The organism is Fibrobacter sp. UWB10, from assembly GCF_900182935.1.
Classification (GTDB): Bacteria; Fibrobacterota; Fibrobacteria; order Fibrobacterales; family Fibrobacteraceae; genus Fibrobacter; species Fibrobacter succinogenes_O.
Genome location: NZ_FXUE01000006.1, coordinates 86,158 through 103,812, shown reverse-complemented (window position 1 = coordinate 103,812; position 17,655 = coordinate 86,158). Strand labels below are relative to the sequence as shown.

The following is a 17,655-nucleotide window of genomic DNA, read 5'->3' as shown; positions in this document are numbered from 1 at the left end:
TATCTTAAAAAAAGACGCCAAAAGTTGCCTTTTGGGGCAAACATCACCTATATTGTCTATATATCCATCAACGCAAAAAGGGGGCTTAAATGTCCAACGCAAAGTCCAACATGGGACACATTCTACTCATAACCCTATCTGCCGCTATTGGCGGATTCCTATTCGGTTTCGATTCTTCCGTGATTAACGGGGCGAACGGAGCCTTGAAAATCCACTTTAACGCAACTGACTATCAACTTGCCTGGGCTGTGTCGCTCGCACTGATTGGCGCTGCTGTGGGCGCCTACTTTGCGGGCCGTCTTGCCGATATGTTCGGCCGCGTTCGCTGTATGCTTGCCGCATCGGCCTTGTTCCTAGTGAGTGCTATCGGTTCGGGCGTTCCGTTCGGAATTCCTGACTTTATATTCTGGCGCGTCATTGGCGGTGTCGGTATCGGTGTCGCTTCTATTATCGCCCCGATTTACATCGCAGAAACTGCGCCAGCGCATTTACGTGGGCGCTTGGGTTCAATGCAGCAGTTTGCCATCGTGATCGGTATTTTCGTGGCACTACTATCGAACTATCTGATTGTTCGTTTAGCGGGTTCTGCAAATAACGTTCTCTTTGGCGGATTCAAGGCTTGGCAAATAATGTTCTGGGTCGAAATCGTTCCGGCAGCCCTCTACGGACTTGCCGCCTGGAAACTCCCCGAATCCCCGCGCTACCTTGTGCATAAGGGACGCCTAGAAGAGGCAAAAGAAGTCCTCGCCAAGATTGATTCCGAGGGTGTCGACAAAGAAATTGAAAACATTCACGAGACTTTCAAGAACGAAAAGCCTGCAAAACTGGCCGATTTGCTCGAATTGGTCGGTGGCAAAAAGCGAATCGCCCCCATTGTGTGGGCAGGCCTTGGCCTTGCTATTTTGCAACAACTTGTAGGCATTAACGTCATCTTCTATTATGGCACCATGCTTTGGCAGAGTGTAGGCTTCGGTGAAAGCGACGCCTTCCTCACCAGCGTTATTTCTAGTGGTGTAAACCTGGTGATGACGATTGTGGCCATTATGCTTATCGATAAGCTCGGCCGTAAACCGCTTCTCCTTATCGGCAGCGTGGGTATGGCCATTACCTTAAGCACGCTAACTGTATGCTTCATGAATGCCAATTCCGATGGAAGCCTCCCCAATGCCGCAGGCGTTATCGCCTTGATTGCAGCAAACCTTTACATCACGTTCTTTGCGGTGTCTTGGGGCCCGGTCATGTGGGTGATGCTTGGCGAAATGTTCAACAACCGTATTCGTGCCGTGGCAATTGCCATTTGCGGCCTCGCCCAATGGGGAGCAAACTTCATTGTGACTTGGAGTTTCCCGGTGCTTACGGGTAAAGACGGCATTGGCGTCGGGCCCACTTATGCCATCTACTCCTTCTTCGCTATCTTCAGCATCTTCTTTGTGGCAAAGTTCATTAAGGAAACAAAGGGCAAGGAACTCGAAGAAATGTAGTCCACTGCTACATACAATGTAGCAGTAAACTATAAACAATTTACTCCTTCACACACAACAAGAAGACCTCCGATTGAATCGGAGGTCTTCTTTAATTGCTTTGTTTAAGCTAGGATTACTTGACGTTCACCTTGGAGAGCTTGCCGTTCACGCGAACCAGGTAGATACCCTTGCTCGGAACAGTTACGGAAGCCTTGCCAGAAGCAATCTTCTTGCCCTGGAGAGAGAACACTGCGATATCCTGAGCAGCGCCAGCAGAGATGGTCATGCCAGAGACAGAGATCTTTGCAGCAGCCGGAGCAACAGCGGTCTTGATGCCGGTAATCGGACCAGACTGGATCTTGATGCCGGTAATCGTGGCCGGATCAATCACATTGCCGGAAGCATCGAGGAATTCGATGGACTTGATGGAGAATTCACCGATACCACCCTTAGCGTCCTTAACTTCCCACTTGAAGCCAGTCACAGCGGTAACGATCTGAGTTCCTTCCGGAGCTTCGTTCTTGTCAACCCAGTCAAGGAGGCCGCCGAAGTTATCGTTATCGAAGCCCTTGACACCCTGATCGTACGGAGTCATGTCATAAGTCGTAGCCTTGTAATCAGAACTCGTCGGAACGAAAATACCCGGTTCAGCACCAGCTTCGGCAGTGAATTCATTAAGGATAGCCATACGAATCGGGCCAGAAGACTTCATGGTCACGCGAACAGCCTTAATACCAAGAGTATTGAAGTTCACACCCTTCTTATCGTTAGCGAGGAAGGACATGGCGATACCGGCAGACGGATACTTGAGAAGACCTGCTTCGGCCTTTTCTTTGGTCCATTCCGGTTCCGGACCAATTTCCATAGAGGCTTCGGCATAAATCTGACCATCTTCCTTGAGGAAGAGCGGAGAAGAACCAGAATCCGGAACCATCTTGGTACCGATATTGAGCTTGTCATGGTATGCACCCCAGTTCCAGAAGCCAGAAAGACCAACTGTCGTATCCTTGGGCTGCATCTGAGTACCACCGATTTCAGAAACAGACGGAGCCTTGCTCGGATCCGGAGTGAACTTGGTGAACTTGGAAATATCATAGAGGTTCGGCATGTTACCGGTCATGAGGAGGAGGTAAAGGAGGTTCAAAGTAGCCGGATAGTACTTTTCACCGGCAACGCCTTCACCGCAACCCTGAGCAGTTTCGCAGCTCGTGAGAGAGGAAAGAGCCTTATAGGTCGTACCGAGGTAAGCCTTAGCGTCATCACCATCAACAGAAGAAGTGGCGAGGCCGAGACCACCAGAGAAGGTAGAAGAAACGAAACGACGCTTGGTAGAGAGTTCCGGCTGACCATCTACATAGTAACCGGAGTTCACGCCACTAGCGGTGTGAGTAGTCGGGATGAGCCAATCAGAAACCTTCTTGTTGAAGGCCTTTGCATCGGAATTACCATACCAGTAGTAAGCCCAAGCCATGCGCCACGGAGTACGGGCAGCGTCATCGAAGAAGCCTGCATTTTCGGTCTGGGCCACAGAAGCAGAAGTCTTAGTCGGCTTATGAGAGTTCCAGTCGCACCAGTCCGGGACAAGACCCGTAGAGGAGTTCTGGCAAGCCTTCAGGTCAGAAGCAGTGGTCGAAAGCACGTTGGACCACGGACCAGAAGCGTCAACAGACTTGAAGAGTTCAAAGTTAGCGAGCGTACCATAGCTCGGGTTGAAAGCATCGTTCCACTGGTTACCCGGCTTAACGTGGCCACCGTTAATATCGTTGGTGCCAATCCAAGAGATAATCTTCTTGGCGTCGGTCAAGTAGGAATCCTTGCTCCACTGCTTGGAAGCCATCACGAGAGCGAGAGCAGCGTCAACGTCTGCGTCAGTTGCAGAACCGGTACCGCCACCATCACCGATGCGCCAGTTCATACCACCGCCGTTACCGCCGTTGGATGTCCAAACGCTATAAACCTTATCGAACATGGACTGGTCATCCATGTAGACTGCAATCAACATACCGTAAGCGATAGCTTCGGAAACGGTAGAACCGGTTCCTTCCGGTGCATAAATCCAACCATTGTTGGAATTGTACCAGGCCTTTTTCCACTTCTGGTAGTGGGCCTTGATCATGTCCGTATCGGCATATTCAATGGTCGTGCCGTGCGGATGCTTCATGTTCTGCGGGAAGGGGTATTGACCCGCAAAGGAGGAGGTTGCCGCCGTGAGAGCGAGCGCACCAATCGCAACTTTGAGAATGTTCTTCATAGGAAATCCTTTTGATTATCTTTTACACCCAGTTCTTGTAAATATAAAATAGAACCCCCAAAGCGGTAAGGCCTGCTTTGTAATAATTCAGTTGCAAAAGTGGCGTTTTTGCGTAAATTTCTAGGAATATAGTGATTTCGTTCTCACCGCAAAATGCGGTTTTCGTTCACCAAATGTTCCCAAAAATTTTTCGGGAATTCACGTTCCGGCGCAACGTTAACAGGAGTTTACTTCACCGAGTTTTGGGCCAACTTGGCTTTTGCCTTTTTGCGACGCCAAACTTTGAACTCACTATACAGCGTGCTGACCGTATAAATGAAAATCAAGAGCAGAATGGTGTTCTTGGGCTGATTCAGGTTGCAAATGCCCCACGCAATCGTGATAATCGGCAAGTGAATCAAGTACGGATAGAACGAGGCGCGACCAATTTTACGGACAATGCCAATGCAGAAAAACTTTGCCACAAAGCCCTTGCCGGTCAAAAGCGAAACCAAGAAAAGGCCGTACAGCAAAATCGGGAGCGAATGGTGGAAGAAATAGTTGAATCCGGGATTCAGTTCCGGGCGCATTAAGAAAAGGCTACCGTAAATAGCAGCGAGCATCACGAACTGCGCGATGCCGCTTGCAAAGTTTCGCTTGAGGAAATCAAAGTGGCCTTCTTTAAAGAGTCTGAAAAGTACCATGCCGAACAGGTATTCGAAAATACGGACGGGCGCAAAAATGTGGAAGAATCGGTACTTGGCGTCGTAACTGTCGAACCAGAGGTTGTCAGAAAGGCCAAAGAAGGTTGCCCACAGAATGCCAGGAATAAAGAGTGTTCCGAAAAGCACCCAAAGAGTGCGGTCGCTTTGCTTGAAAAGCCAACGGCTAAACCAAGGTGTTACGGCATAGCACACAAAGAAACTGGTAAGAGACCAAGAGGGTTCATTCAACTTCATGCCCAAATCGGGCACGATGGACCAGGTAAGGGTAATGTGCAAAAGGAGGCTTCGCCACGGGTGGGTCATTTTAGCAAGGCCGGCGGCAAAGCAATCGCCAATTTCAGAGAGCCCGGGCAGGTGCGTATAACCGCTGAACTTGAAAACGAGCACAACAAACATGAGAAGCGTCATGAAGAAGTGCAAGCGGTAAAGCTTGGAGATGCGGGCGAACATGAAGGGGATAACGGGGATTTGGCGTTCGGGGTCGCTGAATTTACTTGCAAACAAGAAGCCTGCAAGCACGTAGAAGATGCCGGCGGCAAAGGCGGGCGCATTCACGATGGGCATGATCCACTTGTAATCGGACATGTAATTGAGGGCAGAAGAAGAACCCAAGTGAAGCATCACAATGTTAATGCTTGCGAGGAGTCGAAGGCCATCAAGAGCCGGGAAATAATTCGGTTTTGCTTTTTCCATAAAAAATCTTTTTAAAGCCACACGGATTCGTGTGACATTTTTTTCATTTTTCAAGGTCCTTTTGCATTTTGCTTTGTTGGCGGATGCGGGCAAGGGCTTTGGAGCGGCGGCGGGCGGTTTCTTGGAGGTCGATGGCTTCGTCGTATTCATCGACAATTTCGCGGCCGAGGATTTCTTCGAGGACGTCTTCGAGGCTGACGATGCCAGCAATGGCACCCCATTCATCGACAACGCCCACGATATGCCCGCGCTGCTTTAAGAAGCGAAGCAAAAGTTTGTCTAACGTAAGACTATCGGGAATGAGCTGCAGCGGGCGCATCATCTGACGGAGCTTGACATCGCGCAGGCCCTCGGCAAGCTTGTTGTAAGCATCGCGGCGAAGCACAATCCCAATCCAATTGTCTTTTTCTTTTTCGTAAAGCGGTACGCGAGAGAACGGCCAATTTCCGCGTTCATCGAGAGTCTCGCCGATAGAAGAATCCGCCTGGAGCGAAAACACCACCTGACGCGGCGTCATGACTTTACGCACCGGCACCGATTTCAGGGCCAAAATATTCTTGATAACCAGAGACTGTTGGCGGTCAATGACATCTTCGCGGAGCCCGAGGCTTACCAGACTATTGATGTCATCGATACTCACATCTTTCTTGTCTTCTTTTTCGCGAGTCCAGTGCTTGGTGAGCGTGAGGCAAAGCCAGATAATACCCGTCCACGAAAGAACAATCGTGATATAATAAAACGGCACCGCGACCAAGGGCGCCGCGATTTTCGCCTGCTTGACGCCGAGGGTTTTCGGCGTAATTTCGCCAAACAAAAGAATAAGCACCGTAAGAATAATCGGGAGCGAGACCTGCCCGAGCGGTGGCAAATTTTTAACAGCCAGCGCCGTAGCAAGCGATGCGCCCACCGTATTTGCAATCGTATTCACCACCAGCACCGAGGCAATGTAGCGGTCAATATTTTCCTTGACATGCACAATGTAGCGGGCGGTGAACTTTTTCTGTTTTTGCAGTTGTTCAATAGTTGCAGGCGGCATGCTATAAAACGACGCTTCTGTCACCGAACAGAACGCCGAAATGGCCAAGCAACCTAAAACCGTAAGGACGATATAAAACATTATTCAATACCTAACAAAGCCGGTTCAAAAAGCGCAGGTTCAACAGCCCAAAGTTGCGGGCGACTCAAGTCATAAATATATTCGGTCCAGTCGGACAATTGGTAAAGCATCTTGGCGCCCGAAGTCGGGAGCGTGAGCGAATGGCCGGAGCCGAGCACTTTCAAGTCAATATCGGTATTCGGACCGATGTCGGCGAGTTGCTTGGCGACGGCGATTGCGTCGTCGATTCCGCCGAGGTCGTGGACAAGTCCTGCGGCAAGAGCCTTGATGCCAATCATGACGCGGCCGCCACCGTAGGCGGTATCGACGGTCGCCTGCGGGATACCTGTAGCCTTCGAGACGACTCCCGTAAAGCGCTCGTAGAATTCATCCATGTACGCTTGCAAGGCGGCCTTTTCGCGGTCCGTCCAGGAGCGCGTATAGGTCGTCGCATCAGCATATTCATGCGTCTTGACGGTTTCGGCCTTGAGCCCGATTTTTTCCATCAAGCCAGAGGCATCGATTTTACCGCCATAGATACCAATGCTACCCACAATAGCCATCGGTTCTGCAAGAATCTTGTCGCCGGCGCAGGCGATGTAGTAACCGCCCGAAGCACCCATGTAGCCGATGCTAGAAACCACCGGAATCCCCTGCTCGCTAACATTGCGGAGCGCCGCCCAAATCTTGTCAGAAGCGATAGCGGAACCACCCGGCGAAGAAATGCGCACGATCAAAGCTTCGGCACCAGACGAGGGCAATTTGCGAATCAATTCAAGAACCGAGTGCTCCATGCGAGAATCGATGGTGCCATCGATATTGAGGAGAGCAATCTTTGCACGCGGAGCCCAGCTTTCGTTGAAAATCTTTTTATCCGTGGGCGTCCAAGTGCGGTACGCTGCATTCGGGTAGTCGATATCGAAGAATGTCTTTAACGCATACGACGGCACCTGATCCAAGTAAAGCAAGGTATCCACAAGGCCAGCATGCTTTGCCGCAGAAGCAGTCACCAAGGGTTCACCCGCCAAGGAATCCAGATGGGCATACATCTTGGGAGCAGTCATTTCAGCGCTTACACCACGCATAGAAATGTAGGTCTGCAAAGCAGTCCACAAATCCGTATACAGCGTGTCTAAATTTGCGCGAGCCTCTGCCGACATAGAATCAGCAACATAAGGTTCTACAGCGGACTTGTACGCCCCATGACGCAAGAATTCCGCCTTCACGCCTAGTTTGTCAAACAAACCCTTATAAAAGAGAATGTTTCCGCCGAGACCGCGCCAGTTCATGTGGGCTGAAGGCTCCACCGCAATGCGGTCCGCATGCGCCGAAGCGAGCAATACAGACGGGCGGATGTCATCCATATAGGCGACAATCTTGCTGCCGCGGGCCTTGAGTTTTTTGACGTAGCGGTCAATTTCGCTTGAAATTCCGATATTGCCCTTGTAGCCTGAGAAATCAAGAAGTACAAGACCGCAGGCCGGGTCGCGCAACATGTGTTCGAACAGATTGCGCACATGCCAAATGCTAATGGAGCTCTTGCGGAAGAACGAGAATTCGTCTTCGGTTTCAGAGATTTGCATATCAAGCGGTACGCGAACAATTTGGGCACTCAAAGAAGCGTTCGGGTTGCGAGAACTGTGATAGCCCCACGCGCCACCCTTGGGCAAGAAGTCATCGTACACATGCAAGGCGACATTGTTGTAGCCACCGAAACTGGTGGAAAATGTAAGGCGGTATTCGTCGTCGCCATAGAGCGGCACGCGCAAACCCCAGCGCACACCATAAAGTCCAAGTTCAACAAGCAGGCGATGGTCTTCGAAATTTTCGACATCGTAGCTTACGCTAAACATGGAGCCAATGCGAACGGTGGCGCCCAAGTTCTGCACGCGTTCAGGAGCTTGCGGGCCCGTATAAAGTACGTTATCGCAAGAATAGCCAAGCGACATAAACGAAAACGGACGAACTATCAAACCCAAATCTAGGCTCCATTCCGTGCCAGAAAATTCCGCCGTACGAATGGCGTTCACACGCTCACCCACAAAGACTAGACGATTCCATAACGAATTTCCGTGAGTTAGGCTCCAGCGCGAAATATCTAAATGGTGCGGGCCCTGAATGTATTCAAAGCCGGCTGCCCAATGGTTCAAATTACCACCGACGCGGAAGTTCTTGATGGACTTATCGTAATCGTAGCTGAGAAGCAAGCCCTTGGAATCAAAGGCGGTAAGACCAGCCGGGTTGCCCCAAATACCGTGTTCGTTTTCAAGCGAAACAAAACCCGATTCTCCCGGAATATAAGCAAAGGCACACGTTGCACAGAACAAAAACAGCGCAGATACGGCCTTATTTTGCATCAGTTTCATTTACCCTCCCCTTTTTATATACTTCACCAATCAAAGAAACCAGTACGACCGCATTGCAGGCGTCGTAAAAACCACGATACCAATCGTATGCGGAATCTTCATCTTGTGTGGCATTCTTATAAGAGCTTAAACAATTTAGAAAAGCCTGATGTTCCTTTTGCAATGCATACGCCGGATTGCCATTGCGATAGGCGCCCAAATCTAGCGATACGGAACGGCCGTTCATCGAGATTTCTACCATGCGAGAATCTGTAGCACAATTGCGGTCCGCAATAAATTCAGCCTTTAGCGTACTCAAATCATAAAAGGCGTGAACGCGGTCGTCTGACAATTCTTCACAATGAAACGACTTGTACATCATGGCATTCTTGTCTACAAAGAAATTAAGCAAGTCCATGTCGTGAATCATTAAGTCGTATTCCACAGAGACGTCGCGATTGCGGGGCGAAAAGCCGTGTGTTCGCGTAAACTTGAAGGAAACCGGAGCGAAATCTTGTTTCTGAAGGTACCAGAATTTCAAGTAATCCTGCATTTCCTTGCAAAAGTCAGTCTTCACAAATTCTTCGATTGCCGGATTGTAGCGTTCCGAATGCCCGACAAAGACAAATGCGCACCGTTTCAGGGCAAGTTTCTGGTATTCTAGAGCATCAAGCCCAGACACCGACACAGGCTTTTCCACAAGCACTGGGAGTTTCGTTTTAATGCATTTTTTGACGTATTCATCGTGCGTTACGGCAGGAGATGCAACAACGGCAAAATCGGGAGCAAGTTCACCGGCTTTAATTCGTTTGAACAAGGCGGTAGCCTCGGCCGAAGTGTCCGCCACCCCGATAAATTCAACGCCGTCTTGTTCGAACAGCCGCTTGTGCCGCTCGCCCATGGTTCCATTACCAATCAGGATTGCCTTATAAGAACAGGAACTTTGCATAAAGCCCTAATGTGTGGCCGGTTTCCACTCCAAATAAATAGCCACGGTTTATTTCGTAAAAGAGGGCAATTCCCAAGGATTTCTTGAACACCGAGATGTAGCGGGCCGCATCGACGCGAATTCTAAAGCCGCGTTCCAAGTCATCCATTTTTCGGTAGGGTTTGTCCATGTTCATGTTTTCGGATTCCTGGATACGCCAGCGATACAGCAAGGTGTAATCGAGTTGCCAACCGGTATGGTTATCCGGGTCCCAAAGCAATTTCCACGAGAAGGAGCCTTTTACGCCCAGTTCGTCGCCTGGCTGATAATTCTGTTTTTCGAGAAACGTGAAATATTCTAGAGCTAGACCAAATGTCAAGTTTTTGGTAAAATCGTAAAGACCGAACGGAGAAATTCCAAGGCGATGAAAGCGATTCACCCTAGAGCCTTCGCGCGGCGGAAGTCGCCAATTGAAATCGACGCCGAAAAACGGGAACGGCATCATTTTGGCACCTAAGTACGATTCGTTAAGCCCGTTGACATGCAAGTTCAACGCTTCATGACGTTGATCGTGGAGCATGAGGTCGTACTCGTAGCTTAAAAGCCTATACGAGAAATCGCCATAAATGCTAAAGCACTTGCACGGGGCATACTCCCCCGCCAAATTCAAGTCGACACTATAGACATCGTCACGAAGTTCCGCTATACTCCCGAACAAAGCATAGCTTGCAGGCCCGCGAACAGGCGATACGGTTTCGCGGGCATGGAGCGAAACCACGCTGAACAAGAGTACGGCGAGCACGGAGTATGCAAAACACAGGCGTTGAGTCCGAGAAAGCATCGTAATAAATCTAGAAAATCTATATTTGCCTTATGTTCCACATCTCGGTTTTTCTTTTCATTTGCACATTGTTTTGTTCCTGCGTTTGGAACGATACGGAAAGAAATCCCGATTTTTTAGTTTTAGACGATTCTGATTATCCTTACGCGGGCCTGCCGCGACTCGTGATAGAAACTGAAGATTTCGCCCAAATTGGCGACCGAGAAACCGAACACAGCGCAAAATTGCAAATTTACGGAGAAAATTCGCCCGAAAGCGATGTATTGGACCTAGAAATCAAAGGCCGGGGCAACTCCAGTTTCTCCATGGCCAAATACAGCATCAAGCTCAAATTCGAGAGCAAACAATCGCTGTTCGGAATGCCCAAAGACAAAGAATGGGACCTAGTCGCAAACCACCGCGACAAAAGCATGCTCCGCAATTACATAACCTATCAACTCGCCCACACCCTGCACGACAGCTATTCCCCGCGAAACCAGTTTGTCGAAGTTTTCTTGAATCGCAGATACATGGGCGTTTACATGCTTGTGGAGCACATCAAAGTCTCTCCACAACGAGTCAAGATATACGAAGATGATTCCAGCTACTTATTCGAGAAAACTTCAGCTAATGCAACAGGCGAAAACCTGATTACAACAGACCTGGACTTTATCTATGACATTTGCTACCCCAAGAATCCATCCACTCAAATAAAGGAAACTCTAAAAAGCCACCTCAACGCCTTCGAGAGTTTCTTACAAAGTAAAGCCATCAACAATACAGATTCTCTGCGAAACTGGATTGACATAGACGATTTCATTCGCTATTACTGGATTCAAGAGTTTTCTCACAATACCGATGGTGCCTTTAGGCGAAGTCATTTTATTACTTGGCAAAAAGGTTTGCCCATGCAAATGGGCCCCGTGTGGGACTTTGACATTGCTTACGGAATATCGAGCAACGGAGTCGTATCTCCCCAAAACTGGTATGTTAAAAAATACGGTTGGTACCGCCTTATTTTCAAGAACAAGCAAGTCAAAAAGATGGTCGACAATTACTGGCAAGAAAACCGAAATCATTTTGAGGACATGCTAGATTCCATTGACCAAACGTGGCCGAAACTCGACAAGGCGATGCAAAACGAATTCAAGCGGTGGCCCGTTTTAGAAAACGATTCCGAGTGGCCCTTTATAGAAGCCTACGACAGCTATGAAGATGCTGTGAACGCCTTAAAAGAGTGGATTAACCAGCGTTTGAAATGGGTTGACGAAAATTACGACCTCTAAAATTTCTTATTTTTATTTTCATGAATATCGGTATTATTTTCGCAGGCGGTGTCGGCTCGAGAATGCATAGCAAAGATTTGCCCAAGCAGTTTTTGCGCATTTATGATAAGCCCATTATAATTCACACGATTCAACATTTTGAAAAGAACCCCATGATTGATGCGGTTGTAGTCGTGTGCGTTGCCGACTGGATTGACTACTTCAAGAATTTGGTTGCCCAATTCCACCTGCAGAAAATCAAGAAGATCGTACCTGGTGGAGAATCGGGCCAGCTTTCGATTTACAACGGTTTGGTTGCCGCAAAAGAAATCGCCCAAGACGAAGAAAGCATCGTCTTGATTCACGATGGCGTGCGCCCGCTTATCAACAGCGAACTCTTGACCAAGAACATCGAATGCGTCAAGAAGCACGGAAATTCGATTACAAGTGGCATCGTAAAAGAAACGATTGTTGAAATTGACGACGAAGGCGGAATCAAGATGGTTCCGGACAGAGCGCATTCCCGCGTGGCCAAAGCCCCGCAATGTTTCTGGCTTCATGACATTCTTTCTGCACACAACCGCGCGCTCGAAGAAGGCCGAAAAGACTTTATCGATTCCTGTACGCTCATGCAGCATTACGGATTCAAGCTGCACATGACAGACGGCCCTTACGAAAACATCAAGATTACGACTCCTGATGATTTCTACACCATGAGGGCTATTTTGCAGGTAAAAGAAGACGCCCAGATTTACGGTTTGGACTAAATGAAAAAAATTGCAATCTACACCGTTCTCACCGGAGGCTACGACCAATTAAAGCAGCCCTCCGTTACTGACGAACGGTTCGATTACATCTGTTTTTCTAACGACATTCCCAAGGACCGCATTGGCGTATGGGAAATCCGCAAGTTTGACGGGGAATTCTGTTCTAAGCAAATAGAATCCAGATACCCGAAGATGCACCCCTGGATTGTACTTTCGCAATACGATTACAGCGTCTATATGGACGCAAACATCTGTATTGCCTCGAAAGATTTTTATGAACGCGTCATTCAGAAGATTGAAAGCGGGGCCCTTCTTTCGGGCGTCAAGCACCCGTTCAGGGATTGTTGCTACAACGAAGGCTACGTTGTTTTCACCTACGGGCTCGATAGGTTCTCGGCCATCGTGAAAGAGATGCGGTTTATCCGCAAGCAAGGGCTTCCGCGCCATTACGGCATGTTTGAAGCTAACATCATCTTGCGCAGGCATGACAACGAAAAGGTGCGCCGGCAGTGCGAACTATGGTGGGAAATTATTAACAAGTATTCTCGCCGAGACCAGCTTTCGTACCCTTACACACTATGGAAAGAAGGGATTCCGTTCGACTACTTGCTGCCCGAAAATGAAAACGCACGCAATTGTCCTTGGCTTCAGTTCGAAAGCCATGTGCGCGAGAAAAATATTTGGGGCAAGAAATTAAAGCGAGTCGGGCGATTCGTTTATCGCAAGTTGGTGGGATACGGAAAGTAACCTAATGTTTCTTTCCGATTGATTTTAAATCCAACATTTCGCCAAAAAAGTTATCCCACTTCGACGGGGTGAATTTAAAGAATCCCGCATCGTGGAAGAAAGTCATTTCGCCAAAATAGACCTGATTGTTGCAGCAGAAAAAGTCCACTCTCACATGGGGAATGCCTTCTGACAGCTTTTTAGCAAGGCTAACCATTTCGTCAAATTTTTCAGGCTTTGCCGGAGGAACAGAAGCATTCGGCTGGTCTATGACGCATTCCAAATGATTGTAGTCCATATCGAAAAAGTCTGTCACCGTATCTTGAGCGCCATCATTGGATATATACATGAACTTCGGTTCGCCATGAAAACAGAAAAACTTGTAGTCATAAGGGACTTCGTCTTTTTCTGATCCTTGCAAGAACTGTTCTGCAATAACAAGCGGCTTAATGTCCTTATACGGCCATTCTCTGAATCTATAATAGTAATTCTTTTTCAGAGACTCTTTAAAACGAGATTTTATCTGATTTTCATCAATTTTACTTTTGTCATGGCAAACGACAACACTGCCGGAATCATGATTGCATTTCAAAACAAATTGATTCGGCAATTTACTGAAATCAATCTTATCGGGATCGTCCCACACTCCCAAAATAGGAATAAGGTACTGCTTTCCGATTTTATTTTCTACAAAAGACCGGACTTCATATTTGTCGGCCTGTTTGCTAAATGACGGCTGACGGTAGTTCAACTTCAGCCATTGCATTTTTTCATTAAAGCCTTGCGGATTGGCCCAATTTAGCCAATAGCCCATTTTGCTTCGCCACATCAACGACAGATAAATTTTATCAGGCAACCAGTTCAATCGGCCCTTTTTCGCCCATCGATCGAACAACGACAGCGGTCGTTTTGTATAGCGAATTGCAGACTGAAAAAACTTCATCCTAGGGCTCTAGTTAAACAAACTCTTTAAAAGAGTTGCAATTATTTTCTACGGGTCCAAATATAACTTTTTTCATTTGCCAATTATTCTATCTTTATTTAAAATGAGTTCAAAAAAAAGATTCATTATAAATAGCTTCGCCCAGGTATTTGCCTTTTTGGTCAGTTTAGGCATTACCTTTTTCTTAACTCCATATATAGTCAGCCAACTTGGGGCGGCTGCATATGGTTTTGTCGGATTGGCGAGCAATTTTGTGGGTTACGCTCAAATTATCACCATTGCGCTGAATTCCATGGCCGGACGCTTTATAACCATCAGCGTCCACCAGAACAGAATCGAAGACGCCCGTCGCTATTTCAGTTCCGTTTTCTTTTCAAATATCATCATTGTCGCATTTGTGAGCATTATAGGCGTCGTCGTTCTCGCGAAATTAGAGTGTCTCATCGATATCCCGCCAGAACTCATTCGAGATGTCAAACTTTTATTCTTCTGCATCTTCCTAAACTTCTTCATCAGCATTATTTTCAACGTTTATAATGTCAGCACCTTTATTGCGAACCGACTGGATCTCTCGTCCATCAGGACAATCATTGCAAACATTCTCAAAGCAATACTCCTCGTTGGCTTATTCTATTTGTTTGATGCAGCCGTATGGTACATTGGTTTAGCAACCATTATCAGCACGATCTATATCATTTGCACCAATATCGTTCTTAAGCGAAGGCTGACTCCCGAATTGTCCGTTTCTTTAAGTCACTTTGACAAAAATTCCATCAAGGAACTATTGTCTGCAGGCGTTTGGAACGTTGTCGAAAAGCTCAGTGCTATCCTCAGTACCGGTTTCGATTTGCTCCTCGCAAACTTGTTTATCGGCGCAACGCAAATGGGCGTTTTAGCAATTACAAGAAGAATCCCGACCTTAACGCTAACCCTGTTTGAACGCATCAACTCCATTTTTGCGCCCCCATGGACAAAGCTTTACGCAACAGACCAAAACGAAGCTTTACATAGGCAAATCATCAAAACACTTCGCTTTTTCGGGTTGATAAGCATCATTCCCAATGCTTTCATCTTTGCATTTAGCGACATGTTTTATGCTTTGTGGCTCCCGTCGCAAGACACCAAACTTTTATACTGCTTAACACTTGCCGCATGCATCGACCTCCCCATCGCCATGCCGCTACAACCCATCTATAATCTTTACCCTATCACAAACAAAGTCAAGGCCAATTCTCTTTTCAGCCTATTCACCTTCGGTTTGACATTCGTCATTGTTTTCGTAGGGTTAAACGTAACGAGCGGAACGTTTACGCATTTGATGATTATCTCTTGCACAAGCGCCGTCTTTAACATTGTTAAAGCGCTTACGTTCCTTCCCTTGTATGGCGCACACTGCATTAAAATGAAGGCCAAGTTCCTTTATGTTTGCACTATCCGAAGCGTATTGTCCTTTACCGTTTTGCTTAGCCTTCTGCTTTGGATTAAAACAATGTTCCCTCAAGCGAGTTGGGAATTGTTGGGCGTTTGTGGCGTGGTCACCTGCATTCTAGGAACCATAATTGGCTCCTTGATTATATTGAATTCCGCAGACCGAAAGGAAATTTTCGGACTCGTTTCCAAATTATTCCACTAGCAAAATTCATTCAATTGCGAAATGTAGTTCCGAATGGTTTCGCCTTCGTAATTTTTCGAAACGCATTCAAACAGAGCCTCTAAATCAGAATAGAGTCTCTCTATAGATTCATCCGTTCTAAAAGTCGGGCTACCGCCAGCCATCAGTTCTGAAGAATGAATCATGAACATAAGGTACGGAAAATCCGACTTTGCCATCTGCGCTACATAACGGAGCACCTGTTTGAGATTTTTACCGTTCGGGCGCACCCATACGAGTCGCCCTTTACGTGCCGATTTCAATTCTTCCAAAATTTTCTGTGGATGTTTCAGGACTCTTTTTGCCCGGAAATGATGGTCAAAGCCCACCGTAACAGGAACTTCTATGATGGATTCTTTTCCATTGCTCGAAGTTATAAAAGACGGCGTTTCCGCCATATTGCGATAATCGGAACCGCAACTATTTTTCGTCAACCCCACAGATGTCCGCCAATCGATATGCGGGGTAACAGAACAATCCACCAGATAGCCTTTTTCAATCAGCAAATCAAAATAGGTCTGATTCATGGCCCAGCGCCCCGCACGGTGCGTTACAGGCTTCACGCCGAATTTTTCCGTGAGCAAATCATCCATCACATGGATTTTTTCTCGCATCACCGATTCGGGATATTCAATGAGATAAGGCAGGCCTTTTTCGGCAGCCGGCAATTCAAAATAAGGAGGATTATTCCATGCGTGCAAGTGCATGCCCACTTCGCAACGACCTTCATTCTGCGCCGCCTTTGCAAATTCGACATAGAATGGATCCTGAGCCATTTCATAATTTGTCAAGTAAACCGGCTTGAAGCCGAACTTGTCACAAAGTTTTTGAAAGCGGGGCAAAGCACGGGCGTTTTTCGTTTCAACCGGATCACCGATTTTATATTCCCAAAGATTATCGCCTTCCGTATCAATCGTTATCAAAAACTTTTTCACTTTTTGGCATACTCCTCAAAAAGTTTTGCATAGCCATCGGCCATTTTCTGGGTCGTATACTGCTGCACAATCTCAAGGGATTTAGCACCCTTGTCTTTGCAAATTTCAGGATTTTTGTACAATTCGCGCATGGCGTTGAACATAGCGTTTTCGTCATCGTCTTCAATCAAGTAGCCATTCTCTTGAGCCAAATCGCGAACGCCACCCACATCGGTTGCAATCACGGGCAAGCCAAAAGCCATTCCCTCGAGAACAGAAAGGGGCAAACCTTCTCGATGGCTTGACGAAATATACACATCCGCTTTTGCCAAAAAAGGCCTCGGGTTTGCGATATAACCCGTAAAAATCACCTTGTCTTCGATATTCAATTCAGCAACCGTTTTTTGCAATTGCTCTTTGCATTCACCGTCGCCGACCAAATAAAGTTGAACATCAGAAGAAACTTCTTTCAAAAAGCGATTGAACGCCTTGATGATCAAAATCTGGTTTTTATTTTCATCTTGGCGGCCCACATTGATAAAAGAAAAGCAATCATGAGATTCCGGAACGCAACCGTCTATATTGACACCGTTGTTTACGTAACAAACCTCTTTCTCCGGAATATTCCAGTATTCCTGGCACAATTTTTTATTGAATGCAGAAATAGCGACCGTTATAATGGACTTCGTCTTTAACCCAAATTTATAAGCGCGCCTTGAATTTCTAAAAATGAACGAGCGAGCGGGTTTGGTATGAATCGTGATAATCGTTTTAACACGGGCCCAAAAACCCCAATAAGCCGCCACAATTCCGGTCTGATGCGCATGAATGACATCGGGTCTGATTTTAGTCAGTTCCCACATCAATTGCAAATATTTATAGCGACGCTTTTTCGGCTTCAAATAAATCACTTTGAAACCTTTCGCCAGAACTTCCTGTTCCAACATAGATGCAAAGGGGCGGGCTTTTTTAAAGCAAATAATCGTTATGTCGAATTTTTCCTTATCCAAATGAGTGATAATCTCATGCAATACATGCTGAGCACCTCCCATTTCCAATTCATCTATAACTTCGACAAGCTTTATCATA

Annotated in this window: 14 protein-coding genes; 5 read left to right on the top strand and 9 right to left on the bottom strand. The window is 47.1% G+C overall.

Annotated features, from left to right (window positions below):
• The first annotated feature begins 89 nt into the window (after positions 1–89).
• Positions 90–1,481: a sugar porter family MFS transporter gene (locus QOL41_RS13000; RefSeq protein WP_173653097.1), complete on the top strand. Its 1,392-nt coding sequence runs from the start codon at positions 90–92 to the stop codon at positions 1,479–1,481.
• Between the two features lie 115 nt (positions 1,482–1,596).
• Here the strand turns inward: QOL41_RS13000 and QOL41_RS12995 are convergent, their stop codons facing one another.
• The 6 genes from QOL41_RS12995 to QOL41_RS12970 all read right to left on the bottom strand — a co-directional run bounded on the left by QOL41_RS12995 (position 1,597) and on the right by QOL41_RS12970 (position 10,321).
• A complete protein-coding gene (locus QOL41_RS12995; protein WP_283430106.1) occupies positions 1,597–3,714 on the bottom strand; it encodes a glycosyl hydrolase family 8 in 2,118 nt (705 codons plus the stop codon).
• Between the two features lie 227 nt (positions 3,715–3,941).
• On the bottom strand, positions 3,942–5,111 hold the full coding sequence (locus tag QOL41_RS12990; RefSeq protein ID WP_283430105.1) for an acyltransferase family protein: 1,170 nt from the start codon (positions 5,109–5,111) through the stop codon (positions 3,942–3,944).
• Between the two features lie 43 nt (positions 5,112–5,154).
• Positions 5,155–6,228: a hemolysin family protein gene (locus QOL41_RS12985; RefSeq protein ID WP_163436631.1), complete on the bottom strand. Its 1,074-nt coding sequence runs from the start codon at positions 6,226–6,228 to the stop codon at positions 5,155–5,157.
• Entirely contained in the window at positions 6,228–8,573 is a 2,346-nt protein-coding gene (gene sppA, locus QOL41_RS12980) for a signal peptide peptidase SppA (protein WP_283430104.1), read from the bottom strand. Before sppA ends, QOL41_RS12985 begins: the two co-directional genes overlap by 1 nt.
• On the bottom strand, positions 8,554–9,501 hold the full coding sequence (locus QOL41_RS12975; RefSeq protein WP_283430103.1) for a Gfo/Idh/MocA family protein: 948 nt from the start codon (positions 9,499–9,501) through the stop codon (positions 8,554–8,556). Before QOL41_RS12975 ends, sppA begins: the two co-directional genes overlap by 20 nt.
• Positions 9,479–10,321, bottom strand: a complete 843-nt coding sequence (locus QOL41_RS12970) for a hypothetical protein (protein WP_283430102.1) — start codon at positions 10,319–10,321, stop codon at positions 9,479–9,481. Before QOL41_RS12970 ends, QOL41_RS12975 begins: the two co-directional genes overlap by 23 nt.
• 32 nt (positions 10,322–10,353) lie before the next feature.
• Between QOL41_RS12970 and QOL41_RS12965 the strand changes: the two genes are divergently transcribed.
• Genes QOL41_RS12965 through QOL41_RS12955 form a run of 3 tightly spaced genes read left to right on the top strand, consistent with a single transcriptional unit; the run spans position 10,354 to position 13,079 of the window.
• On the top strand, positions 10,354–11,586 hold the full coding sequence (locus tag QOL41_RS12965) for a CotH kinase family protein (RefSeq protein WP_283430101.1): 1,233 nt from the start codon (positions 10,354–10,356) through the stop codon (positions 11,584–11,586).
• Positions 11,587–11,606: 20 nt separating this feature from the next.
• Positions 11,607–12,332, top strand: a complete 726-nt coding sequence (locus QOL41_RS12960) for an IspD/TarI family cytidylyltransferase (RefSeq protein ID WP_283430100.1) — start codon at positions 11,607–11,609, stop codon at positions 12,330–12,332.
• Complete coding sequence (locus QOL41_RS12955) at positions 12,333–13,079, top strand: glycosyltransferase domain-containing protein (protein WP_283430099.1); 747 nt, start codon at positions 12,333–12,335, stop codon at positions 13,077–13,079. It abuts the gene before it with no gap.
• A gap of 1 nt (position 13,080) precedes the next feature.
• Here QOL41_RS12955 and QOL41_RS12950 read toward each other — a convergent pair whose 3' ends face one another.
• A complete protein-coding gene (locus QOL41_RS12950) occupies positions 13,081–14,001 on the bottom strand; it encodes an ATP-grasp fold amidoligase family protein (protein WP_283430098.1) in 921 nt (306 codons plus the stop codon).
• A gap of 103 nt (positions 14,002–14,104) precedes the next feature.
• Here QOL41_RS12950 and QOL41_RS12945 point away from each other — a divergent pair, with 103 nt between their 5' ends.
• Complete coding sequence (locus QOL41_RS12945) at positions 14,105–15,634, top strand: MATE family efflux transporter (protein WP_283430097.1); 1,530 nt, start codon at positions 14,105–14,107, stop codon at positions 15,632–15,634.
• Here QOL41_RS12945 and QOL41_RS12940 read toward each other — a convergent pair.
• On the bottom strand, positions 15,631–16,587 hold the full coding sequence (locus QOL41_RS12940) for a polysaccharide deacetylase family protein (RefSeq protein ID WP_283430096.1): 957 nt from the start codon (positions 16,585–16,587) through the stop codon (positions 15,631–15,633). The two genes, QOL41_RS12945 and QOL41_RS12940, sit on opposite strands and share 4 nt — an antisense overlap.
• Entirely contained in the window at positions 16,584–17,654 is a 1,071-nt protein-coding gene (locus QOL41_RS12935; RefSeq protein WP_283430095.1) for a glycosyltransferase, read from the bottom strand. The genes QOL41_RS12940 and QOL41_RS12935 overlap by 4 nt, the downstream gene beginning before the upstream one ends.
• Position 17,655 lies beyond the last annotated feature (1 nt).

Bases quoted from the DNA above. Each gene is read 5' to 3' on its own strand.
- QOL41_RS12950 (WP_283430098.1), bottom strand. From the start codon at position 14,001: ATGAAGTTTTTTCAGTCTGCAATTCGCTATACAAAACGACCGCTGTCG.
- QOL41_RS12970 (WP_283430102.1), bottom strand. From the start codon at position 10,321: ATGCTTTCTCGGACTCAACGCCTGTGTTTTGCATACTCCGTGCTCGCC.
- QOL41_RS12960 (WP_283430100.1), top strand. From the start codon at position 11,607: ATGAATATCGGTATTATTTTCGCAGGCGGTGTCGGCTCGAGAATGCAT.
- QOL41_RS12975 (WP_283430103.1), bottom strand. From the start codon at position 9,501: ATGCAAAGTTCCTGTTCTTATAAGGCAATCCTGATTGGTAATGGAACC.
- QOL41_RS13000 (WP_173653097.1), top strand. From the start codon at position 90: ATGTCCAACGCAAAGTCCAACATGGGACACATTCTACTCATAACCCTA.
- QOL41_RS12935 (WP_283430095.1), bottom strand. From the start codon at position 17,654: ATGATAAAGCTTGTCGAAGTTATAGATGAATTGGAAATGGGAGGTGCT.
- QOL41_RS12985 (WP_163436631.1), bottom strand. From the start codon at position 6,228: ATGTTTTATATCGTCCTTACGGTTTTAGGTTGCTTGGCCATTTCGGCG.
- QOL41_RS12995 (WP_283430106.1), bottom strand. From the start codon at position 3,714: ATGAAGAACATTCTCAAAGTTGCGATTGGTGCGCTCGCTCTCACGGCG.
- QOL41_RS12990 (WP_283430105.1), bottom strand. From the start codon at position 5,111: ATGGAAAAAGCAAAACCGAATTATTTCCCGGCTCTTGATGGCCTTCGA.
- QOL41_RS12965 (WP_283430101.1), top strand. From the start codon at position 10,354: ATGTTCCACATCTCGGTTTTTCTTTTCATTTGCACATTGTTTTGTTCC.
- sppA (WP_283430104.1), bottom strand. From the start codon at position 8,573: ATGAAACTGATGCAAAATAAGGCCGTATCTGCGCTGTTTTTGTTCTGT.
- QOL41_RS12945 (WP_283430097.1), top strand. From the start codon at position 14,105: ATGAGTTCAAAAAAAAGATTCATTATAAATAGCTTCGCCCAGGTATTT.
- QOL41_RS12955 (WP_283430099.1), top strand. From the start codon at position 12,333: ATGAAAAAAATTGCAATCTACACCGTTCTCACCGGAGGCTACGACCAA.